Here is a 21,977-nt window from a genome sequence, read left to right as displayed (position 1 = left end):
GGGGAAAGCCCCCAGTACCGTTTCGGCCCCCTACGCGGGGACGATGTTCACCAGCTTCGGCGCGCGCACGATCACCTTGCGGATGCCTGCGCCGGCCAGCGCCGCGACGACGGCCTCGTCCGCCAGCGCCAGCTTCTCCAGCTCGTCGTCGGAGATCGAGGGCGGCACCTCCAGGCGCGCCTTGACCTTGCCCTTGATCTGGACGACGCAGGTCACGGCCTCGTCCACGACGTACGCCGGGTCGGCGACCGGGAAGTCGCGGTGCACCACGGAGTCGGTGTGGCCCAGCTTGCGCCACAGTTCCTCGGCGATGTGCGGGGCCAGCGGGGCGATCAGCAGCACCAGCTGCTCGGCGACCGGCCGCGGCAGCGGGCCGCCCGCCTTGGTCAGGTGGTTGTTCAGCTCGGTGATCTTGGCGATGGCGGTGTTGAAGCGCAGCCCCGCCATGTCGCCGCCCGCGCCGTCGATCGCCTTGTGCAGGGCGCGCAGCGTCGCCTCGTCGGGCTCGGCGTCGGTGACGGTGACCTCGCCGGTCGCCTCGTCGACGATGTTGCGCCACAGCCGCTGCAGCAGCCGGTACTGGCCGACCACCGCGCGGGTGTCCCAGGGGCGCGAGACGTCCAGCGGGCCCATCGCCATCTCGTACAGGCGCAGGGTGTCGGCGCCGTACTCGGCGCAGATCTCGTCCGGAGTGACCGCGTTCTTCAGGGACTTGCCCATCTTGCCCAGCTCGCGCTTGACCGGCTCGCCCTCGAAGAAGAACTTGCCGTCGCGCTCCTCGATCTCGGCAGCCGGCACCGGGAAGCCGCGGCCGTCCCGGTAGACGTACGCCTGGATCATGCCCTGGTTGTACAGCTTGTGGAACGGCTCGGCCGACGAGATGTGGCCCAGGTCGAACAGCACCTTGGACCAGAAGCGCGCGTACAGCAGGTGCAGCACGGCGTGCTCGGCGCCGCCGACGTACAGGTCGACGCCTCCGGTGGGCATGCCCTCGCGCGGACCCATCCAGTACTGCTCGATGGCCGGGTCGACCAGCTGCTCGCTGTTGTGCGGGTCCAGGTAGCGCAGCTCGTACCAGCAGGAACCGGCCCAGTTGGGCATGGTGTTGGTCTCGCGGCGGTACTTCTTGACGCCGTCGCCCAGGTCCAGCTCGACGTTGACCCAGTCCTCGTTGCGGGACAGCGGGGTCTCCGGCGAGGTGTCGGCGTCGTCCGCGTCGAAGGTGCGCGGCGAGTAGTCGTCGACCTCCGGCAGCTCCAGGGGCAGCATCGACTCGGGCAGCGGGTGGGCGACGCCGTCCTCGTCGTAGACGATCGGGAAGGGCTCGCCCCAGTAGCGCTGGCGGCTGAACAGCCAGTCGCGCAGCCGGAAGTTGACGGTGCCCTCGCCGATGCCGCGCTCGGTCAGCCAGTCGGTCATCTTCGCCTTGGCCTCGACGACTCCCAGGCCGTCCACGGAGATCTCGCCGTTGGCGGAGTTGACCAGCTTCGCCTCATAGGAGGCGAACGCCTCGTCCCACATCGAGGCGTCCGTGCCACGGTCGTCGGAGGGCTGCACGACGCAGCGCATCGGCAGCTCGAAGGCGCGCGCGAAGGCGAAGTCACGGGTGTCGTGCGCCGGCACAGCCATGATCGCGCCGGTGCCGTAGCCCATCAGCACATAGTCGGCGATGAAGACGGGAACTTTTTCGCCGCTGACGGGATTGATGGCGAACGCGCCGGTGAAGACTCCGGTCTTCTCCTTGGCGTCGGCCTGGCGCTCCACGTCCGACTTGGAGGCGGCGAACGCGCGGTACTTGGCGACGGCCTCTGCGGGGCTCGCGTGCCCGCCCGTCCACACGTCGTGGGTGCCCTCGGGCCAGGCAGCCGGGACGATCGTGTCGACCAGCTCGTGCTCGGGGGCCAGCACCATGTAGGTGGCGCCGAACAGGGTGTCCTGACGGGTCGTGAAGACGGTGATGGCGTCGGTGTCGCCGACCTTGAAGTCGACGCGGGCGCCCTCGGAACGGCCGATCCAGTTGCGCTGCTGCAGCTTGATGGCGTCCGGCCAGTCCAGCGCGTCCAGGTCGTCCAGCAGGCGGTCCGCGTAGGCGGTGATGCGCATGTTCCACTGGCGCAGCTTGGACTTGAAGACGGGGAAGTTGCCGCGCTCGGAACGGCCGTCGGCGGTGACTTCCTCGTTGGCCAGCACAGTGCCCAGGCCGGGGCACCAGTTGACGGGCGCGTCGGAGGCGTACGCCAGGCGGTACTCGCCCAGGACGTCGGAGCGCTCGGCGGCGCTCAGCGCGGCCCAGTCACGGCCGCCGGGGACCTCGCGGGTGCCGTTCTCGAACGCGGCGACCAGCTCGGCGATCGGGCGGGCCCGCTGCGCGTCGGCGTCGTACCAGGAGTTGAAGATCTGCAGGAAGATCCACTGGGTCCACTTGTAGTACTCCGGGTCGATCGTCGCGATCGACCGGCGCTTGTCGTGGCCCAGGCCCAGCCGGCGCAGCTGCCGCTTCATGTTGTCCATGGCGGCCTCGGTGGAGACCCGCGGGTGCGTGCCGGTGGCGACCGCGTGCTGCTCGGCGGGCAGGCCGAAGGCGTCGAAGCCCAGCGTGTGCAGCACGTTGTGGCCGGTCATGCGCTGGTGACGGGCGTACACGTCGGTGGCGATGTAGCCCAGCGGGTGCCCGACGTGCAGGCCCGAGCCCGAGGGGTACGGGAACATGTCCATGATGAACTTCTTGGGCCGGGCGACGACCGCCGGATCCCCGGCCAGGTCACCGGCCGAGTTCGGCGCCGCGTAGGTGCCCTCGGCGTCCCAGAAGTCCTGCCAGCGTGCCTCGATGTCGGCGGCCATGGCTGCCGTGTAGCGGTGCGGCGCGGCCGTCTCTGCGGCGGCAGCGGTATTCGTCTCGCTCATGTCCTCAAAGCTCCATCGATCGTCTCTGCCAGCGGTTACGAGCGTTCGTCCGTCGATCCGCCATCGAATCGCCAAACGAAAAAACCCCTCGCACAGGAGGGGGCGCCGCGCCGAGTCCGACCGGATCTCTTCATCGGTCGGGAGTGTTCAGCGCGGCTCGCTAAGCAGAAGGCGTACGGCACGCATGGCGTCAGGGTACCGCAGGCCCCGCAAGGCACGCACGGAGTACCCGTGGGGGGTGCCCGGGACTACCCCCTGGGGGTGCCGAGGGCGAGGTTACTCCGCGTACCGCCCTCTTCTGGGGCAACCGCTCAAACCCCGTACCGGCCGGTATGGGGCGACCTAGCATGCCGCCACGGGACCGCTTTGCCGAACCATTCGGAGTCGCCCCACCATGAAATCTCGCAATCCGCTCAACCCGCACCGCCCACGCCAGAATCCGGCACGGGGCCGCCCGGCCCGCAGGGGCGGGCTCTCCGCAGCCGCACTGGGCGTCGTCGCCCTGCTCATACCGCCGCTGGCGCTGCTCTCCTCGGACGGGCTGCGCGCCGCCCTGGACTTCACCGCCGGCGTCCTGTCGCTGGTCTCGCTGACCGCCTCCGTCGCCTGGGGCCTGCTCGCCACCGACCGGCTGCTCCTCACTCCACGTGACCGCCTCATGGCGCAGGCCGTCCACCGGGCGACCGCGATCGCCTCGATCGGCTTCCTCCTGCTGCACGTCACCGTCAAGATCGCGCTCGGCCATGTCGGGCTGCTCGGCGCGGTGGTCCCGTTCGGGCTCGGCATCACCGGCGCGTCCGGTCTGATCGGCTTCGGAGCACTCGCCGCGATCCTGATGATCCTCACGGCCGTCACGGGCGCGATGCGCAGCGCCTTCGCCACCCCGGGCCGCATCGCGGCACGCTGGCGCGCGGTGCACATGCTGGCCTACCCGGCCTGGTGCTTCGCCCTGGTGCACGGCCTGTACGCGGGACGCCCGCCGGCCGGCTGGGTGGTCGCGATGTACGGCCTGTCCCTGGCGGGAGTGGCGAGCGCGCTGGCCGTACGCGCGCTGCCGCGGCCGGTGAAGCGCCGCATCGCCGACCGGCTCGCCCCCTTCCGGCCGCGTCCGGAGAGCGAGCCCGCGGAGCCCGCCGTACCGCCGCGTCCAGCGACGCCGCCCTCTTATGAGGCTTACGAGCCGCCCTCCTACGAGCCTTCGTACGAGCCCTCTTATGAGGCGCAGCCGACGCAGCCGCTCCGTGGAGCGCAGCCTGCGTACGAAGCCCTCGAAGAGGCGCCACAGTTCCAGGAAGCGCACGCCCTGTACGAGCCCCCGCACGAGGCGCTGCCCCGCTATCGTCCGGCCGCCGGGCAGGAGGTCCGCGGCGATGCGGGCACGGGCATCTCGGCGGCCTACCGCGCCGTCTCCCTGGCTCCCCCCGCTCCCCCGGCCGCCCGCTGGCCCGCGCCGTCGCCGCGGCCTCCCGAGCCGCTGCCCTCGCCGTCCACGCCCTATCAGCCGCCGGCCGCCGGCGAGCCCTGGCACTCGCAGCCGGGCTCGGCCTCCGAAGAACGCCCGTGACGGTGCCCGCAACAGCAGGAGTACGACCATGAACACCCCCCTCCCCGATGTTCCCGAGGTCCGCGTCGTCGGCCTGCCCCATCTGACCGCGGGTTTCGATCTCGTCGAACGCCTCGCCCTGCCGATGCACCTCAAGGTGCACGGCCCGCTGAAGCCGGTCGACGGCGAACGCCTGGCCCAACTCGCCGACGACATCGCCCTCAACGGCCGCGGCGGCGCGGGCTTCCCCTTCGGCCGCAAGCTGCGCGCGGTCGCCTCCGCCGCGATCCGGCGCGGGATACGCCCGGTCGTCGTCGTCAACGCGAGCGAGGGCGAGCCCGCCTGCCGCAAGGACACCGTCCTGGTGTGCCGGGCCCCCCATCTCGTCCTGGACGGCGCTCTGCTGGCCGCCGAGGCGCTCGGTGCCCGCACCCTGGTCGTCGCCGTGACACGCGATTCCACGGAGGCCTCCGTGCGCGCCGCCCTCGCCGAGCGCGGCCTCGCCGACAAGCGCAGCTCCCCCCTGCGCGCCCGCGTGGTCCGCACCCCCGAGCGCATGGTGTCCGGCGAGGCCTCCGCGGTGATCCGGGCCGTGGACGGCGGCCCCGCCCTGCCGCCGGGCCGCCGCGAGCGGGCCGCCGAATCGGGCGTGGGCGGCGCCCCGACGCTGCTGTCCAACGCGGAGACGTACGCCCAGCTCGCGGTGGCCGCCCGGCTCGGCCCGCGCCGCTTCTGCAACACCGGCGAGCCGACCGAGCCCGGCACCGTGCTGCTCACGCTGTCCGGGGCGGTCGCCCGCCCGATGGTCGTCGAGGTGCCCACCGGGGTGCCGCTGCGCTACGTCCTCCAGCTGGCCGGGGCGCCCTCGCTGCCCCAGGGCGTGCTGACCGGTGGCTATCACGGCAGCTGGCTGAACTCGGTGGCCGCCCATGACGCGGCCGTCTCGCGAGCCTCGCTCTCGGCGCTCGGCGGCGCCCTGGGGGCGGGCGCGATCCTGCCGATCGGCACGGAGACCTGTGCGCTCGGCGAGGCGCTGCGGGTCGCCAACTGGCTGGCGGCCGAGACGGCCGGCCAGTGCGGCCCGTGCAGGCTGGGTCTGCCGGCCGCCGCGGGAGGGCTCGCCGATGTGCTGAACGGCGGTGGCCCGGCCGCCCTGGAGGCGCTGCGCGAGGTGACGGGGGCGGTGAAGGGCCGCGGTGCCTGCAAGCATCCGGACGGCTCGGCCCGCTTCCTCGCCTCGACGCTCGCGGCGTTCACGGACGACCTGGCGGCCCATGTGCTGGCCGGGGGCTGCGGCCGGCCGACGGTGGGCGTGCTGCCGCTGCCCTCGCCCGGCTACCAGGAGGAGGGCGTGCCGAGCGGCGAGAAGGTGCTGGTCGACTGGACGCTGTGCGAGGGCCACGGGCTCTGCGCGGACATCGTGCCGGAGCTGATCCGGCTCGGCCCCGACGGCTATCCGCTCGTCGCCGACGCCACCGTGCCGATGCATCTGCGGGGGCGCGCCCAACGAGCCGTGCGCCGCTGCCCGGCACTCGCGCTCCGGATCGAGCAGGCCCCTGCCGCGCTCCCCCAGATCCCCCGCAAAGCCCTGGGCAGCGGCCGGAGTTGACCGTTCCTGATCGTTACGCCGCTCTAAGGGGCGGCGTAACGATCAGAGAGGGAGCACAACAAGAAGGCGGGCCATCCGAATCGGATGGCCCGCCTTCTTTACTGTGGAGCTAAGGAGAATTGAACTCCTGACCTCCTGCATGCCATGCAGGCGCTCTACCAACTGAGCTATAGCCCCTTGTTTTCCCTCCGCCCGGTTTCCCGCGGCGACATCGAGAACATTACACGGTCCCCCCGGCACTTCACCAAATCGGTTTCCGTTATGTACGGAGAAGGTCGGCAATGTCCATCTTCGTAACCGTGAAGGCACTCGCGCACAGCGCTGCCCGCCTCCCCTCCGCCCGCCGTCCCATGCCGCTCGCCGCAGCCGTCCGCCGGCTCTCCTTCGCGGGGCTCTGGACGGCTCAGCGGGCCGCCGGGGTCGATGATCGGCCTGATGGCCTGCCGGGCGGAGGGCCGGACCGTACGGGCCGGGGCCGACCTCTATGCGATGCGGGCGACCGAGGCCCGGCTGCTGCACACCGGCCGCCCCGGCCCGCCGCGGTGGGTCCCGCACGGCACGGGCCGGCCCGAACTCGCCCGGAGCGGCGGCCAGATGGCACTCTCGGCGTTCTGTCCGCCGGCCGGGACGTGCTTGCTCGCCCTGGCGGCGCTCAGGCCGTGGCGAAGGAGTAGAACCGCTTGAGCGTGCAGTGCGCCTCGAGGAGACGGCCGTAGATCGGCTCCCCTTCGAGTTCCCGATACGTCTCGATCGGGTCGCCCTTTATGATCAGCGCCCTGGCGCATTCCTCGCACCAGTACTGATAGTCGGTGTTGACCGGATCCATGTCCCTGACGATGGGCGTACCGCTGCCGCACCAGTCGCATTTCCGCCTGTGTGCACCCATGTTCAGCTCCAGCTGTGGCCGCAGGCCGTGCACACGTAGGACACCCCGCCGTTGTCGCCGAGCATCTGCGCGACGTGGAGGGAGCCACAGGAGGGACAGCTCAGGCGGGCGCCGTGCGACGCGGCTTCGGGCCCGCCGGGCGGTTCCGGGAATTCTTCGCGACTCGCGGGCATCGCGCACTCCCTCCCGTTCGGTCCGTCGTCCCCCTCCGGCCGTCCCGATTCTGCCATGTCCTCGCAAGGGGGTCAGTGCTGTCGCCGTACGAGACCGGCCACCGGGGGTGGACAACAAGAAGATCCCGCCCCCATGAGGGGACGGGATCCGATTGTGGAGCTAAGGAGAATTGAACTCCTGACCTCCTGCATGCCATGCAGGCGCTCTACCAACTGAGCTATAGCCCCGCTGTTCGCCTTGTTTCCGCTTCTTCGGCGGTCCCGCGCTGCGAACAAGAAGAACTCTAGCCTGTGACCTGCCGGAAAGTGAAATCCGGCTGTCACCGCCCCTGAGCAGCGGTTAGTCGTCGTCGCCGAGGACCGGCTCGGGCAGCGTGCCGGCGTTGTGCTCAAGCAGGCGCCAGCCGCGCGCGCCCTCACCGAGGACGGACCAGCAGCAGTTGGTGAGCCCGCCAAGGCTCTCCCAGTGGTGCGCCTCCAGGCCGAGCAGCCGGCCGATGGTGGTGCGGATGGTGCCGCCGTGACTGACGACGACGAGGGTGCCGCCGTCGGGCAGCTTGTCGGCGTGGCGCAGCACGACCGGGGCGGCCCGGTCGGCGACCTCGGTCTCCAGCTCGCCGCCGCCCCGGCGCACGGGCTCGCCGCGCTTCCACGCCGCGTACTGCTCGCCGTACTGGGCGACGATCTCCTCGTGCGTGAGCCCCTGCCAGGCGCCCGCGTACGTCTCGCGCAGGGCCGAGTCGTGCTCGACCGGCAGGCCGGTGACGGCCGCCAGCTCGGCGGCGGTGGTGGCGGCCCGCTGAAGGTCGGAGGCGACGATCGCGTCCGGCTTCAGCGCGGCCAGCAGGCGCGCGGCCCGGTGTGCCTGGCCGATGCCGGTCTCGGTCAGCTCGATGTCCGTGGAGCCCTGGAAGCGGCGCTCCAGGTTCCAGGCCGTCTGGCCGTGCCGCCACAGGACTATCCGGCGGCCCCGGCCGCCCTTGGTGGTGCTGTTCAGCTCAGCTCACCGTCCGCTTCGTCGGCGCCGGTCGTCAGCGCGGCGTGCTCGGCGGCCTTGCCGCGCGTCTTCATGGCGTCGTCCGGCAGCGGCAGCTCGGGGCAGTCCTTCCACAGCCGCTCCAGGGCGTAGAAGACGCGCTCCTCGCTGTGCTGGACGTGCACGACGATGTCGACGTAGTCGAGCAGGATCCAGCGGGCGTCGCGGTCGCCCTCGCGGCGCACCGGCTTGGCGCCGAGCTCCTTGTTGAGCCGCTCCTCGATCTCGTCGACGATCGACTTGACCTGGCGGTCGTTGGGCGCGGAGGCGAGCAGGAAGGCGTCGGTGATCGACAGCACATCACTGACGTCGTACGCGATGATGTCGTGCGCGAGCCGGTCGGCGGCCGCCTGAGCGGCGGCGGTGATGAGCTCGATGGAACGGTCCGTGGCGGTCACAAGCAGGCTTTCGTCGGCGGTCAGATCCAATCGGATCGATTTCCAGGATCTCACGGACCGCCGACAGCCCCGAAAGGATTACTCCGGGCACCTCACTGCGGCGCCTTGTAGTCCTTTCCGATGACGACCGACACGTCCGCGTTGGCGGCCGCCTTGCCCTGCTTGACCGCGCCGTCCGGCAGGCCGAGGGTCTTGGCGACCTCGACGGCCTTCGCCTTGTTCTTCTCATCCGCGTACAGGACCTGCGAGGTGGCCTCCGTGCCGGAGTTTCCAGCGTCGACGAACGCATAGCCGCCGTTGACCAGGGCGATCCGTGCGGCCTCCGCACTCTTGGGGTTGCCGCTGGCGTTCTTGACGCCGACCCGCACCGCCGAGCCCTGGTCGGACCCCCCGCCGCCGAGCCGGCCGCCGAGGACGTCCTTGACCACGCTGTCACTGGCCTGCTGGCTGAGCGTGCCGTCGGGCTGCACGGGCAGCACCGCGGTCTTGTACGCACCGATCTTGGCGTGCTCGGCGAGCTTGGCGAGGGAGGCCCCGAGGTCGCTCTCGGGCAGCGAGGGGTCGAGGATCTGCGCGAGCGTCTGGACGGTGACGGTGGCGGCCTTGGGGTCGTCGGAGATCTTGCGCATCACCCCGTACATCACCGCGCCGAACCGCTGGAGCTGCTTGGCCTCGGCCTCGCCGGGGCCGCGGTAGGTGGCGTAGGCGACGGCCATCTGACCGGTCAGCGTCTGGTCGTCGCCCTTCTTCACCAGCGGGTCGCCGCCCTCCTTGGCCCCGGGAACGTCCGCATCCGTAGTGATGTCGATGTTCCCGACGAGGTCGACGAGGTTTTCCAGGTACGGGGTGTCCAGGCGCCAGGTGCCGGTGATCTTGGTGCCGAGGAGGGTGGAGAGCGAATCCCGGGTGCCCTGCGAGCCGTCCGCGTCCACCGACTTGCCCAGGGTGGTGCGGCTGCCGTCGTCATTGGAGACGGCGAGCGAGTTGGGCAGCAGCACTGTAGTGCCCTGTTTGGTGGTCACGTTGTTGACGAGGAGCGCCGTGGAGGTGCCGCCCGCCTTGGTGTTGTGCAGATGCACCACGATCACGTCGCGCTTCTGCGGGCCGGCCGTGGTGGCGCCGCCCTTCTTGCTGCCCGAGGACGACGAGAGCCCGGGCAGCTTGCCCGCGAACCAGAGGTAGCCGATACCGCCCACCGCCACCAGGGCGAGCGCCACGACGAGCGCGACGACCCGGTTGCGGCCGCGCCGCTTGGCCTCCTCGCGGCGTTCGCTGCGGCTCTCGGTGAACTTCAGCCAGTCGATGACGTCTTCGGAGTCCTCGTCGGGCTCTTCGATGAACGAGAACTGCTCGGTGCGGTAGTCCCGTTCGCCGCTCTCGGCGTGCTCGTCCCGACGCTGCTGGGGCAGCACGGGCGAGCCCTGCGGCTTCGGCGCCGGCTCGGGCGTGGGCGGCGCCTGGACGGCCGGCTGCTGCGCGGTGCCGTAGCCGTGCCCGTAGTCCTGCTGCGGAAACTGCTCCGGCTGCTGCTGGGGGAACTGCTGGGTCTGCTGCGGCTGTTGCTGCGCGTACGGGTCGTACGTCGACTGCTGCGGGACGTACGCCTGGTCGTAGCCGTACCCCTGCTGCTGGGGTTCCTGGGGCTGCGCGTAGGGGTCGTACGCCTGCTGCTGCGGCTGGACCTGCTGGTACACCGGCCGGCCGTACTCGTCGTACCCGACCAGCTGCACCTGGGGTGCGTACGGGTCGTACTGGCGGTCGTTCACCGGTGGCCTTCTCTCACTCGCCGACGTACAGGCGGTACGGCTGGACTCACTCGCCGCGATACAGCTGGCGCTTGTCGATGTAGCGCACCACACCGTCCGGAACCAGATACCAGACCGGGTCGCCCTGCGCGACTCTCGCTCGGCAATCGGTCGAGGAGATCGCCAGCGCGGGCACCTCCACCAGGGAGACCCCGCCCTCGGGCAGCCCGTCGTCCGTCAGTACGTGGCCGGGCCGGGTCACGCCGATGAAGTGGGCCAGCGAGAACAGTTCCTCCGCGTCCCGCCAGGTGAGGATCTGGCCGAGCGCGTCGGCGCCGGTGATGAAGAAGAGGTCCGCGTCGCTGTTGCGGTCGCGCAGTTCCCGCAGGGTGTCGATGGTGTACGTCGCGCCGCCGCGGTCGATGTCGATGCGGCTGACCGAGAACTGGGGGTTGGACGCGGTGGCGATGACCGTCATCAGATAGCGGTCCTCGGCCGGGGAGACCAACTTGTGGCTCTTCTGCCACGGCTGCCCGGTCGGTACGAAGACGACCTCGTCCAGATGGAACTGCGAGGCCACCTCACTGGCGGCCACGAGGTGTCCGTGATGGATCGGGTCAAACGTTCCGCCCATCACACCGATGCGTCGCTTCACCGGACCGGTAGGCACTTCCTGCTCTCCCATGCGTGCAGAGCCTACTGGCCCGGCTTTTCGGCCCCGACTCAGCGGTCGCGGTTGAAGCGGGTGGTGACCCAGAGCAGGAGAAGCAGGATGACCAGCGCGCCGCCGCCCGTCATCCAGGGCTGCAGGCTTTCGTGGTTGCCACCGTGCTCGGCGCCTTCGGCGAGCGTGACCAGGTTGGCGGCGGTGCTGTGGAGGCTCATCTTCGGCAGGACCTATCCGGGAGTCGGGGCGGAGACTTCGCCCACATCGTATGCGGGCGGTCCGGGCACGCTCACGCCGACTCAGTCGTTCTTGTTGTCGTCGCCACCGTTCGAGCGGTATCCGCGCAGCAGGAACCAGGCCAGCAGGCCCGCTCCGACCATGGAGCCCAGCAGCAGGATCCGCAGCAGTGCGCCCGGCCCCTGGCCGGATGCGGCAGCGAGAGCGGTGACGACGTCCGGCATGGCAGGTCTCCTCGAAGTTATCCACAGGCCCCCGGGCCACGGTAACCCCACCGCCTAATGTGGATGTCGTCAGGGGGGACGGGCCGACGACTCGAACGACAGGGGGCACCCATGACCGAGGACATCAACGACAACGTGCCGAGCAGGCAGCGGCGCAGGTTCCCCGGGATCTCCTCCCGGGCCTACGAACACCCCGCGGACCGCTCGGCGCTGGTCGCGCTGCGCAAGCTGACCGGCTTCGACACCGTCTTCAAGGCGCTGAGCGGGCTGCTGCCCGAGCGCAGCCTCAGGCTGCTGTTCCTGTCGGACTCGGTGCGGGTGAGCGACGCCCAGTTCGCCCACCTCAACGCCATGCTGCGGGACGCCTGTTACATCCTGGACCTGGAGAAGGTCCCCCCGATGTACGTCACGCAGAACCCGCAGCCGAACGCGATGTGCATCGGTCTCGACGAGCCGATCATCGTGGTGACGACGGGCCTCGTGGAACTGCTCGACGAGGAGGAGATGCGCGCGGTCGTCGGCCACGAGGTGGGCCACGCCCTGTCCGGCCACTCCGTCTACCGCACGATCCTGCTCTTCCTCACCAACCTCGCGCTGAAGGTCGCCTGGATCCCGCTGGGCAACGTCGCGATCATGGCGATCGTCACGGCGCTGCGCGAGTGGTTCCGCAAGTCGGAGTTGTCCGCGGACCGGGCCGGGCTGCTGGTGGGCCAGGATCTGCAGGCCTCGATGCGCGGGCTGATGAAGATAGCGGGCGGCAACCACCTGCACGAGATGAACGTGGACGCGTTCCTGGAGCAGGCCGAGGAGTACGAGGCCGGGGGCGACCTGCGCGACTCCGTGCTGAAGATCCTCAACGTGCTGCCCCGCTCGCACCCGTTCACCACGGTGCGCGCTGCCGAGCTGAAGAAGTGGGCGGAGACCCGCGACTACCAGCGGATCATGGACGGTCACTACCCGCGCCGCGACGAGGACAAGGACACCTCGGTGACCGACTCCTTCCGGGAGTCCGCAGCCTCGTACGCCGACGCGGTCAAGAGCAGCAAGGACCCGCTGATGAAGCTGGTCGGCGACATCGCGGGCGGCACGGCGGACCTGGGCGGCAAGCTGCGCGACAAGTTCACGGGCACGGGTGCGCGCCCCTCGGACAAGGCGGCCGGACCGGACACGGAGCCGACCGACGGCAAGCCGGAGCAGAACGGCAACGGGGAGGGCTGAGGAGGACCGAGGAAGACCGGGCCGGATCAGCCGGCCACGGGGGACGGCTGGGCGCCGGTGGTCAGCGTGCCGCAGACGGCCTCGGGGGCGGGACCGGTCGCGTACGGGTCGGTGCCGGCCGGGCCCTGCGCGCTCGCCCGCTCCCCGGCGAGGAGCGGGCGCAGCTGGGCGGCGACATCGGCCGAGCAGGCCTGCGGACCGGCCTCGACGGTGCTGGCCTGCAGCTCCGTACGGTTCAGCCGAAGGTCCTCGCGGTCGAGCCGGAAGTGCAGCTCACGGCGGACGGTGAACAGCGAGGCGTCGGTGGTGTGCGGGCCGTTCCCGGCCGGGTGCAGGGCGTACACGAAGACGTAGTCGGTGGCGACGTCGAGGGCGTCCGGCCCGGACTCCGCGTAGCTCATCGAGCCCCGGACGCGGATCTGCGGGTCGGCCAGGACCACCTTGGCCGGATCGAAGCGCACCAGCCAGCCGGTGGCGGAGTGCCGGCCGTCGTCGACCGGGGTGGCCACGCTCTGGTCGAACTGGGACATCAGATCGGGGTCGAGCAGCACCCGGATCTGATGGACCGGGCCGCCGGCCAGGACGTCGGGGTCCAAGGACGACTTGACCAGGTAGTCCTTGGCGATGGACAGGGCGTTCATCACCTGCGCCTCGGAGAAGTGCGCGGTCTTGGTGGCCGAGGGCAGGTTGATCCCGGAGCCGCCGATCCGGAACTGGGCGGCCGGGCTGTGCGCGAAGAGCAGCTCCGCGTCGCCGCCCGGCACCGGGCCCGGCGGGGCCAGCGGGATCACGGTCATCCGCAGCGGCTCGGGGCGGCTGGTGGACGGCGGCTGGTACGGGTGCCGGATGCCCATGTAGATGGCGGTACTGAACGCGATGAGAAGCAGCAGCACCAACGCGATGGCGGGTTTGGAGGAAGCCCTGAGGGACCAGCTCGGACGGGACCGTACGGCCCGCGCGTGCTCGCGCATGCGCTCCTGCGCGGAGAACTCCTGAAGGCGGGCAGCACGGACGAACGATTCGTCGAAGACGACGGACCGGTACTCGTCGTCGCCACCGCCGGGGAGGCCCTCCGGTGTCCCCTCGGGTGGCTCTCCGCGCCCTGCCATACCTTCAGGGTAGGTCTGGTGAGGGAAAGGTAAACGCGCTGGTACACGACAACTTCGGACGAGTTCCTACGGTGGCGTTCAGGCGCTGCTCAGGGGGGTGGGCGGGGGAAGGGGAGGGTGGGGCGGGGGGGGGGAGGGGGAGGGCCCCCACCCCGATTTTCCCCCCACACACAGAAGCCCCCCTAAGGCACCCGAGGCGCAGCAGATACCGCCGGTCCGTCGAAGTCGGCCGACGCCGACGCCGACGCCGACGCCGAGACCGCTGGTACCAGGGGGAGGCCGTTCGTGCCCGGGGCCGGGCCCACGCCCTTGCCCAGGCCTCCGGCGTTCGACGATGGCCCTCCCATGACCGGCCCCGCCGCGTTCGTCGGGTTGTCGACGTTGCTCGTGGCGGGGGGCGGGGCCTTGTCCTCGTGGTCGGAGGTGGCGCCTCGGTAGACGGCGGAGAAGGCCAGGGCGACCATGCCGATGCCCATCACCACGGCGAGCAGCCAGGCGATGGGCCGGTGCCAGCGGGCCCGGCCCCGGTAGGGGCGCAGGGCGCCGCCGTGGCGGCCGTAGGGGCCCGCTTCGGCGCCGCCGGACAGGCCGGGGCCGCCGAGGTCGTCCGGGTCGCGGCCGGAGCGGTAGGGGTCGTAGCCGTCGTCGTAGAGCTCGTCGTCGGGGGCTCCGGCACCCGCGCGGGCGCGGGCCGCCTCCGCCTCGGCGCGGGCCTGGGCGGCGGCGAGCAGTCTCTCGACGGCACTGGGTTCGTGGATCTCGGCGGCGCGTACGAAGTCCTCGTCGAACACCACGGAGGCGAAGTCATCGTCCGCGCCCCCGCGGTCGTCGTCGGGCTCCCGGCCGTCCGGAAACGGCCCGCCCCCTACGTCGTCCGGCACGCGTTCAGGGTATCCCCGGCCGGTCGTTTTGGGCAGGGAGTGGCCGAACTCGGCCTCCCGAAGGGGGAGTTACCGTTGCTTACCGGATGTGACCGTCGCCGGTCACGATGTACTTCGTCGAGGTCAGCTCGGGCAGTCCCATGGGGCCGCGGGCGTGCAGCTTCTGGGTGGAGATGCCGATCTCCGCGCCGAAGCCGAACTGGCCGCCGTCGGTGAACCGGGTGGAGGCGTTGACGGCGACGGTCGTGGAGTCGACGAGCTGGGTGAAGCGGCGGGCGGCGGCCTGGGAGGTGGTGACGATGGCCTCGGTGTGCCCGGAGGTCCACCGCCGGATGTGGGCGACGGCGGCGTCCAGGGAGTCGACGACCGCGGCGGCGATGTCGTACGAGAGGTACTCGGTCTCCCAGTCCTCCTCGGTGGCCGCGACGACGGTGGCCTTGGAGGCGCCGGCGTGGGCCCGCACCCGCTCGTCGGCATGCACGGTGACCCCGGCTTCCGCGAGCGCGTCCAGGGCGCGCGGCAGGAAGGCGGCCGCGATGTCCTGGTGGACGAGGAGGGTCTCGGCGGAGTTGCACACCGAGGGGCGCTGCGCCTTGGAGTTGATCAGGATGTCGACGGCCATGTCGAGGTCGGCCTGGGCGTCGACGTACACGTGGCAGTTGCCGGTGCCGGTCTCGATGACGGGGACGGTGGATTCCTCGACGACGGTGCGGATCAGGGAGGCGCCGCCGCGCGGGATGAGCACGTCCACCAGGCCCCGGGCGCGCATCAGCTCCCGTACGGAGTCGCGGGACTGGCCGGGTACGAGCTGGACCGCGTCGGCGGGCAGGCCCGCGCCTTCGACGGCGTCGCGCAGGACGCCCACCAGCGCGGTGTTGGAGGCGTACGCGGAGGACGAGCCGCGCAGCAGGACGGCGTTGCCTGACTTGAGGCAGAGGGCGGCGGCGTCCACGGTCACGTTGGGCCGGGCCTCGTAGATGATGCCGACGACGCCGAGCGGGACGCGGACCTGCCTGAGGTCGATGCCGTTGGGCAGGGTGGAGCCGCGGACGACTTCGCCGACGGGGTCGGGCAGGGCCGCCACGTCGCGTACGTCGGAGGCGATGGCGCGGATCCGCTCGGGGTCGAGGGTGAGCCGGTCGATGACGGTCTCGCTGGTGCCGGCCTCGCGGGCCTTGGCGACGTCGACGGCGTTGGCCTCGACGATCTCGGCGCTGCGCGCTTCCAGGGCGTCCGCGATGGCGAGCAGGACCTCGTCCTTGACGGCGCGTGGAAGTGGCGCGATCTCGGCGGCCGCGGCGCGCGCCCACTGGGCGGTCCGGGTGACCGGGGAGATGTCGTCGGAGTCGGCGGCCGGGGAGGGCGGGGTGTGCGAAGCCATGTCCGCAGACTAATGGGCGCCGGGAGGTCGTTCTGACCGTATTCCACTCCCCGAGACGGCGCCGGGGAGCGGGGTCAGAAAGGGTGGACGCCCACGGGTGCGGCCGGCGGCGGCCCGTATCCCTCGGCGAGTCGCTGGTGGTAGGTGCCGCGGTCGATGACTTCGAGGCCGACGATCTCCCAGGGCGGCAGTTTGGCCGTGGAGCGGTGTTCGCCCCACAGGCGCAGGGCGACGGCGGCCGCGTCGTGCAGGTCGCGGGCCTCTTCCCAGTAGCGGATCTCGGCGTGGTCGTTGGCGTAGCGGCTGGTCAGCAGGAACGGGTGGTCGTGGGCGAGCTGTTCGAGGCCACGGCGGACCTCTTTCAGCGGGGCCTCGGCTCCCGAGACGCTGAGCGTGATGTGCCACAGCCTGGGGGTGTCCCCGGGCTGTTCGGGTACCTCTCTCCGTTCGACGTCGGCCCCCGTCCCCACACTGGTCAGGGTCCGCTCAGCCGTCGTCCCTCGGGGCGCCGCCCCCGGGCGCGCTCGTCTCACCGGCGGCCTCCTGTGCTGCTGTGTGCGATGCGGTGCGGTACTGCGCGGGTTGCGGTCCGCGCGTACCCCCGCTTCAAAGTTGACCAGCCCGAGGCCGGGCGCGGGGTGGTTTTCCTGAAGGTGTCTGTCTTAAGGCTGGACTTTCAGCCGTTTCAGGGGTGCAGGACGACCAGATCGTCCCTGTGTACGACTTCGCGCTCGTAGCCGGGGCCGAGTTCCTTGGCGAGGTCGCGGGTGGAGCGGCCGAGGAGCTGGGGGATTTCCTTGGCGTCGAAGTTGACGAGGCCGCGGGCGATCGCCCGGCCCTGTGGGTCGCGCAGTTCGACGGGGTCACCGGCGGCGAACTCGCCCTCGACGGCGGCGATTCCGGCGGGCAGCAGGGATTTGTGGCCTTCGACGACGGCGCGTACGGCTCCGTCGTCGAGGACGAGGGCGCCTTGGGGGGTGGAGGCGTGGGCGAGCCACAGGAGGCGGTCGGCGGAGCGGCGTCCGGTGCGGTGGAAGTGGGTGCCGGTGGCGCGTCCGGCGAGCGCGTCGGCGGCCTGGCTCGCGGAGGTGAGGACGACGGGGATGCCGGCGGCGGCGGCGATGCGGGCGGCCTCGACCTTGGTGACCATGCCGCCGGTGCCGACGCCGGCCTTGCCCGCGCTGCCGATCTGGACGTGCGCGATGTCGGCCTGGCTGCGGACTTCGTCCATGCGGGAGGCGCCGGGTTTCGACGGGTCGCCGTCGTAGAGGCCGTCGACGTCGGAGAGCAGGACGAGGAGGTCGGCGCGGACCAGGTGGGCGACGAGGGCGGCGAGGCGGTCGTTGTCGCCGAAGCGGATCTCGTCGGTGGCGACGGTGTCGTTCTCGTTGACGACGGGGAGCGCGCCCATGGCCAGGAGCTGGTCGAGGGTGCGGTAGGCGTTGCGGTAGTGGGCGCGGCGGCTGGTGTCGTCGGTGGTGAGCAGGACCTGTCCGACGCGTACGCCGTAGCGGGCGAAGGAGGCGGTGTAGCGGGCGACGAGGAGGCCCTGGCCGACGCTGGCGGCGGCCTGCTGCCGGGCGAGGTCCTTGGGCCGGCGGCGCAGGCCGAGTGGGGCGAGGCCGGCGGCGATGGCGCCGGAGGAGACGAGGACGATCTCCTTCTCGCCGCCGCTGCGCGCCTTGGCGAGCACGTCGACGAGCGCGTCGACCCGGTCCGCGTCGAGGCCGCCGGAGGCGGTGGTGAGTGAGGAGGATCCGATCTTGACTACGATTCTGCGGGCCTGTGCCACCTGCTGCCTTGCCACTGTCACACGGTGAAATCTATGTCAGGACGGGGGTCCGGCGCTTGGAAGTTCCAATCGGCGGACAGTCTCAACGTGACCGCACAGAGAACCTTTAAGTTCGGCAAAGTACGAAAACTGGGGAAGTCATGGCTCGATGGGGTGCTGAAGCGCACACGTCCATACGTTGCTGTTTCATACCAGCCGGGCAAATTTAGCGTCTGAAGTGAAACCTCCGCAGCCGCTACGCCCTCCCTTCTGATGACCAGTCGAACAACTCCATGGTGGGTGCAGGGCGGGACTCGGCTCACATGGATGCAACTAGGAGCGTGCCGGATGCCGTCGTCGCCGTCTCGTAGACGTCTGTTGCAAGTCGCCGGTGGCGGACTTGTGGCGGCGCCTCTTGCCTACGGAGGATGGCAGTGGCTGGCACCGCAGGGCGGTTCTGGCACGCAGGGCCCGTCCACCGGGACGACGACCGGGAAGCCCGCCTCGGCCGCGTCGGAGCAGTCGTATCTGCACGTGATCGCGCATGCGGACGACGGCATCTACTTCATGAACCCGGACCTGGAGCAGTCGATCCGCAGCGGCGCGCTCTCGGTCACGGTGTGCATGACCAGTGGTGAGTCGGACGGCCGCAACGCGGCGCCCAAGACCCCGCAGTTCAAGTCGCTGCCCACCGACCGGCCGGGCTTCGCACGGGCTCGGATAAACGGTCTGCGCGCTGCCCATGCGCTGATGGCGACGGGCGACGACAACAGCCCGTGGTCGGTGGAGCCGGTGGAGCTGCTGCCCGGGTTCCGTTCCGAGCTGCACTATCTGCAGGCCGCTCCGCACGTCCAGTTGATCTACATGGGGCTGTGCGAGGCGCGCTATGTGAGTGTGCCGCGTCCGGTGAGCATGCGGGGGCTGTGGCTGGGCGCCATCGAGCAGCTGCCGACGCTGCCGGGTACGGGCAGCTCGGTGCGGATGCCCCGCGCCTACACCCGTGACCAGCTGACCGACGCGCTCGTGGCGACGATCGGGCGGGTCAATCCGACGGTGATACGGACCCTGGACCCCACTCCCCTGCACGCCCCGCGCGAGACGGTGGCGATGATGAGCGCGCCGACGATACTGCGCGGGCTCAGCTATCTGGACCACCAGGACCACACCGCCTCGGCCCGTTTCATGCAGGCGGCGATGGAGCGCTACTGGGGTGCGGGCAAGGGCCGTGCCGCGTCGGTGACCAACTACTTCGGCTACCCGACGAACTACACGCCGCCGTCGCTGGACGCGGCGACCACCCGGCGCACCGCCCAGCTCCTGAACGCGTACGGCTGGGTCGACCACCGCGACTGCGGTGACCCGTCGGGCTGCGGCGACCTCAAGGTGGGGCCGAACGGCCTGAAGGCGGGCGGCGCCGGCTGGGCACGCGGCACCCGCACCCGCACGCCGGGCACCTCGCGCTGGCTGGCGCCGCTGGGGGACGGCCGGCTTGCGGCGTTCGCGGTGCTGAACGGCGCGGTGCGCTGCTGGGTGGAGCGGGTGGCCGGCCAGGGCCCGTGGACGGGGCCGTTCGACGTGGTGGGCAGCGCGGGCTCGCCGCTGGATCCGCAGGTGGAGGTCGTGCGGCACCCGGACGGCACGCTTCAGCTGTTCGCGACGCGTACGGTCCTGCCGTTCAAGGGCAACAAGCACCACAAGGAGCTGGTGTGCGTCCTGCAGAGCGGCCTCGGCGCCGACGGGGTGCCCAAGTTCGGCGCGTGGAGCTCGCTCGGCACGCCGGACGCCAATCCCGACAGGTCGCTGGAGACGGGCTATCCGGCGACCGCGCTCGCCCCGGACGGCACCGTGCACGTCCTCGCGCGGAACTGGGCGGGCGATGTCGCGATGCGCAGCGGCCGGGGCGGCAAGGACTGGGGGCCCTGGCAGGTCCTGGACCCCCCGCCGGGCAAGCAGCCTCCGCACCCGCTGGTGGTGGAGGGGATCGACGCGCTGGTCGACCCGTCGGGCCGGATCCATGTGGCGGCCCCGGTCGCCAAGACGGTGCTGCACTGGGTGTCCCCGGCGCCCGGCGAGCTGCCGAAGCTGTCGCCGCCGACGGGTGTGACGCCGGCGGGCAGCGCGGTGAGCCTGGTCGCGGACGGCAAGGGCGGCGCGTCGGCCGTCTACCGCCAGGCGGGCACCGCCCAGGTGGCCGTCGCCTCGCCGGGCGGTCCTGGTGCCCCGTGGAACGTGGTGCGGCGCACCCCGGCGGGCGGCTACGGGCGGGTCGCCGCGTACCGGCTCGGTGGTAAGGGCGGCTCGCTGGTCCTGGCGGTCCGGGACGACGGGGGCCGGGTCGTCCCGTCTTCGGACGAGTCGGCGCAGTCGGCCTGGGAGAGCCCGGGTGTGCAGTTCGTGGGCATACCGGGCGCGGCGCAGGATTCCTCGGGCCGGGCCGTGCTCGCGGTGATCGGCACGGACGGCCAGCTGTACGCGTCCCGCCAGACCAGGCCGGGCGCCCGGTTCGGCGAGTGGGCCCCGGCGGCGCAGGAGAGCGCGGGCGGTGGCGTCTAGGAGATGACGGAGGGGGCGGACACCACAGGGTGTCCGCCCCCTCCGTCGTTCTCGCAGTGCCGCTACTTCACCGGGATCTTCGGCGCGGCCGCCTCGGGCTCGCCCGCCTCCTGGTGCCCCGACACCAGGATCTTGCGGGACAGCACATAGGTGAACGGGATCGCCACCACGGCGGCGACCAGCGGGGCGATCGTCTTGTTCATCCCGACCCAGTGCACCAGGGCGAACAGGCCCGCGCTCTGCACCACGAAGTTGGTGACGTTGGTGAGCGGGAAGAGCAGGAACTTCTTCCAGGTCGGCTTGGTGCGGTAGGTGAAGTACGTGTTCAGGAAGAACGAGCCGACCATGCTGAGCAGGAAGGCGATCGTGTACGCCACGAAGTACGGCAGGTGCGCGAGGTGCAGCAGCGGCCAGTAGAAGGCGTAGAAGGTGCAGGTGTTGACGCCGCCGACGAAGCCGAAGCGGATCACCTGACCGAGCTGACTGGGCATCAGACCGCCTTGTGCGGCTGGCCGTTGCGGTACAGCTCGCGCCGCTCGACGCCCTCGGGCTTGCCCGGGAAGCCGTGCGACTCCTTGACCAGGAAGTGCGGGCGGCGCTTGGTCTCGTAGTAGATGCGGCCGATGTACTCGCCGATCAGGCCCAGCATCACCATCTGCACACCGCCCACGCCGACGATGATCGCGACGAGGGTGACATAGCCCGGCGAGTCGATGCCGTGGGTCATCGCGGCCACCGCGATCCACACCGCGTACACCGCGGTGAGCCCGGTCAGGATCAGGCCGAGCCAGATCGCGATGCGCAGCGGCCGGTTGTTGAAGGAGATCAGGCCGTCCATGCCGTAGTTCAGCAGGGACCCGAACTTCCACTTGGTCTCGCCGGCCTCGCGGGCGGCGTTCTGGTAGTCGAAGGTGACCGTGTCGAAGCCGATCCAGGAGAACAGGCCCTTGGAGAAGCGGTTGTACTCGCCGAGCGAGAGCAGCGCGTCCACGGCGGGCCGCGACAGCATGCGGAAGTCGCCGACACCGTCGGTGAGCTCGACGTCGACCCACTTGTTGACCGCGCGGTAGTAGAGGCGGCTCAGGGCGGAGCGGACCTTCTTGTCGCCCTCGCGGGTGCGGCGGGCGATGATCTGGTCGTGCCCCAGCTCGTACAGGCCGAGCATCCGCTCGATGAGCTCCGGCGGGTGCTGGAGGTCGGCGTCCATGATGACCACGGCGTCGCCGGTGGCCTCGCGCAGACCGGCGAGCATGCCGGCCTCCTTGCCGAAGTTGCGGCTGAAGGAGACGTAGCGGGTGGCGTCCGGGTACTTGTCGGAGAGCGCCCGCAAATGCGTGAGCGTCTTGTCCCGGCTGCCGTCGTCCACGTAACAGATCTCGTACTCGATCGCGAGGGTGTCGAGCACGCTGCGGGTCTTGGCGTCGAATTGGTCGATGACCGCTTCTTCGTTGTAACAGGGGACGACGACCGACAGCTTCATCATCAGTGCTTTCCAGTAGAGGAGCGGCAGGTGCGGGTGCGGAGCGCCCCACCGATGGCGACAGCGAGCAGGGTGACGGGTGCCGGACCGCTCACCCGGTCCGGACTTCAGCCCGGGAGTATGGTACGAGCAGGTGACGGGGGAGCCACTCCCGGGCGGAGG

At 70.9% G+C, this 21,977-nt stretch carries 20 protein-coding genes and 2 tRNA genes; 4 read left to right on the top strand and 18 right to left on the bottom strand.

The window, feature by feature from the left end; all coding sequences use genetic code 11:
* Positions 1–30: 30 nt before the first annotated feature.
* Positions 31–2,904, bottom strand: coding sequence for a leucine--tRNA ligase (gene leuS / locus ACSHXC_RS25810; protein WP_438293854.1), 2,874 nt, complete (start codon positions 2,902–2,904; stop codon positions 31–33).
* A 394-nt stretch (positions 2,905–3,298) separates the two neighbouring features.
* Here leuS and ACSHXC_RS25805 point away from each other — a divergent pair, with 394 nt between their 5' ends.
* Together ACSHXC_RS25805 and ACSHXC_RS25800 are read left to right on the top strand one after the other, a co-directional pair.
* On the top strand, positions 3,299–4,468 hold the full coding sequence (locus ACSHXC_RS25805; protein WP_438293853.1) for a hypothetical protein: 1,170 nt from the start codon (positions 3,299–3,301) through the stop codon (positions 4,466–4,468).
* Between the two features lie 28 nt (positions 4,469–4,496).
* Entirely contained in the window at positions 4,497–6,056 is a 1,560-nt protein-coding gene (locus ACSHXC_RS25800) for an NADH-quinone oxidoreductase subunit NuoF family protein (protein WP_189964302.1), read from the top strand.
* A 104-nt stretch (positions 6,057–6,160) separates the two neighbouring features.
* Here ACSHXC_RS25800 and ACSHXC_RS25795 read toward each other — a convergent pair.
* From ACSHXC_RS25795 to ACSHXC_RS25750, 10 genes are all read right to left on the bottom strand, one after another.
* Positions 6,161–6,233: transfer RNA gene (locus ACSHXC_RS25795), tRNA-Ala, on the bottom strand.
* A gap of 475 nt (positions 6,234–6,708) precedes the next feature.
* On the bottom strand, positions 6,709–6,942 hold the full coding sequence (locus ACSHXC_RS25790; RefSeq protein WP_053726163.1) for a hypothetical protein: 234 nt from the start codon (positions 6,940–6,942) through the stop codon (positions 6,709–6,711).
* Between the two features lie 2 nt (positions 6,943–6,944).
* Positions 6,945–7,115, bottom strand: coding sequence for a hypothetical protein (locus ACSHXC_RS25785; RefSeq protein ID WP_344378610.1), 171 nt, complete (start codon positions 7,113–7,115; stop codon positions 6,945–6,947).
* A gap of 155 nt (positions 7,116–7,270) precedes the next feature.
* A tRNA-Ala gene (locus ACSHXC_RS25780) sits at positions 7,271–7,343 on the bottom strand.
* Positions 7,344–7,455: 112 nt separating this feature from the next.
* Positions 7,456–8,112 carry a histidine phosphatase family protein gene (locus ACSHXC_RS25775; RefSeq protein ID WP_438296825.1) on the bottom strand — a complete coding sequence of 219 codons (657 nt, stop codon included), beginning with the start codon at positions 8,110–8,112 and terminating at the stop codon, positions 7,456–7,458.
* Positions 8,109–8,549: a ribosome silencing factor gene (rsfS, locus tag ACSHXC_RS25770; RefSeq protein WP_189964309.1), complete on the bottom strand. Its 441-nt coding sequence runs from the start codon at positions 8,547–8,549 to the stop codon at positions 8,109–8,111. Before rsfS ends, ACSHXC_RS25775 begins: the two co-directional genes overlap by 4 nt.
* Before the next feature lie 92 nt (positions 8,550–8,641).
* Positions 8,642–10,315 (bottom strand): LCP family protein, encoded by a 1,674-nt coding sequence (locus tag ACSHXC_RS25765; RefSeq protein WP_438293852.1) that lies wholly within the window; start codon positions 10,313–10,315, stop codon positions 8,642–8,644.
* Between the two features lie 46 nt (positions 10,316–10,361).
* Complete coding sequence (gene nadD / locus ACSHXC_RS25760) at positions 10,362–10,979, bottom strand: nicotinate-nucleotide adenylyltransferase (protein WP_403264461.1); 618 nt, start codon at positions 10,977–10,979, stop codon at positions 10,362–10,364.
* 38 nt (positions 10,980–11,017) lie between these two features.
* Complete coding sequence (locus tag ACSHXC_RS25755; protein ID WP_189964312.1) at positions 11,018–11,179, bottom strand: hypothetical protein; 162 nt, start codon at positions 11,177–11,179, stop codon at positions 11,018–11,020.
* 81 nt (positions 11,180–11,260) lie between these two features.
* On the bottom strand, positions 11,261–11,422 hold the full coding sequence (locus ACSHXC_RS25750) for a hypothetical protein (RefSeq protein ID WP_189964314.1): 162 nt from the start codon (positions 11,420–11,422) through the stop codon (positions 11,261–11,263).
* Positions 11,423–11,533: 111 nt separating this feature from the next.
* Here ACSHXC_RS25750 and ACSHXC_RS25745 point away from each other — a divergent pair, with 111 nt between their 5' ends.
* A complete protein-coding gene (locus ACSHXC_RS25745; RefSeq protein ID WP_438293851.1) occupies positions 11,534–12,640 on the top strand; it encodes a M48 family metallopeptidase in 1,107 nt (368 codons plus the stop codon).
* Between the two features lie 26 nt (positions 12,641–12,666).
* Here ACSHXC_RS25745 and ACSHXC_RS25740 read toward each other — a convergent pair whose 3' ends face one another.
* The 5 genes from ACSHXC_RS25740 to proB all read right to left on the bottom strand — a co-directional run bounded on the left by ACSHXC_RS25740 (position 12,667) and on the right by proB (position 17,824).
* Positions 12,667–13,749 (bottom strand): hypothetical protein, encoded by a 1,083-nt coding sequence (locus tag ACSHXC_RS25740; RefSeq protein WP_438293850.1) that lies wholly within the window; start codon positions 13,747–13,749, stop codon positions 12,667–12,669.
* A 182-nt stretch (positions 13,750–13,931) separates the two neighbouring features.
* On the bottom strand, positions 13,932–14,630 hold the full coding sequence (locus ACSHXC_RS25735) for a hypothetical protein (RefSeq protein WP_438293849.1): 699 nt from the start codon (positions 14,628–14,630) through the stop codon (positions 13,932–13,934).
* A gap of 79 nt (positions 14,631–14,709) precedes the next feature.
* Positions 14,710–16,011, bottom strand: a complete 1,302-nt coding sequence (locus ACSHXC_RS25730; RefSeq protein WP_438293848.1) for a glutamate-5-semialdehyde dehydrogenase — start codon at positions 16,009–16,011, stop codon at positions 14,710–14,712.
* A gap of 74 nt (positions 16,012–16,085) precedes the next feature.
* Positions 16,086–16,544, bottom strand: coding sequence for a hypothetical protein (locus ACSHXC_RS25725; RefSeq protein WP_399485968.1), 459 nt, complete (start codon positions 16,542–16,544; stop codon positions 16,086–16,088).
* A gap of 152 nt (positions 16,545–16,696) precedes the next feature.
* Positions 16,697–17,824 carry a glutamate 5-kinase gene (gene proB, locus ACSHXC_RS25720; protein WP_438293847.1) on the bottom strand — a complete coding sequence of 376 codons (1,128 nt, stop codon included), beginning with the start codon at positions 17,822–17,824 and terminating at the stop codon, positions 16,697–16,699.
* A 360-nt stretch (positions 17,825–18,184) separates the two neighbouring features.
* Here proB and ACSHXC_RS25715 point away from each other — a divergent pair, with 360 nt between their 5' ends.
* The gene (locus tag ACSHXC_RS25715; RefSeq protein ID WP_438293846.1) at positions 18,185–20,335 is read left to right on the top strand and encodes a PIG-L family deacetylase; all 2,151 of its coding nucleotides are present in this window, start codon (positions 18,185–18,187) and stop codon (positions 20,333–20,335) included.
* A 62-nt stretch (positions 20,336–20,397) separates the two neighbouring features.
* Here ACSHXC_RS25715 and ACSHXC_RS25710 read toward each other — a convergent pair whose 3' ends face one another.
* Both ACSHXC_RS25710 and ACSHXC_RS25705 read right to left on the bottom strand, forming a co-directional pair.
* Positions 20,398–20,826 (bottom strand): GtrA family protein, encoded by a 429-nt coding sequence (locus ACSHXC_RS25710; RefSeq protein WP_053727448.1) that lies wholly within the window; start codon positions 20,824–20,826, stop codon positions 20,398–20,400.
* Positions 20,826–21,815 (bottom strand): glycosyltransferase family 2 protein, encoded by a 990-nt coding sequence (locus tag ACSHXC_RS25705; protein WP_438296823.1) that lies wholly within the window; start codon positions 21,813–21,815, stop codon positions 20,826–20,828. The genes ACSHXC_RS25710 and ACSHXC_RS25705 overlap by 1 nt, the downstream gene beginning before the upstream one ends.
* Positions 21,816–21,977: the final 162 nt, after the last annotated feature.

It is taken from the genome of Streptomyces sp. HUAS TT7, assembly GCF_051550175.1.
In the GTDB taxonomy this organism is placed as follows: domain Bacteria; phylum Actinomycetota; class Actinomycetes; order Streptomycetales; family Streptomycetaceae; genus Streptomyces.
This window is presented reverse-complemented; position numbering and strand designations above follow the sequence as displayed.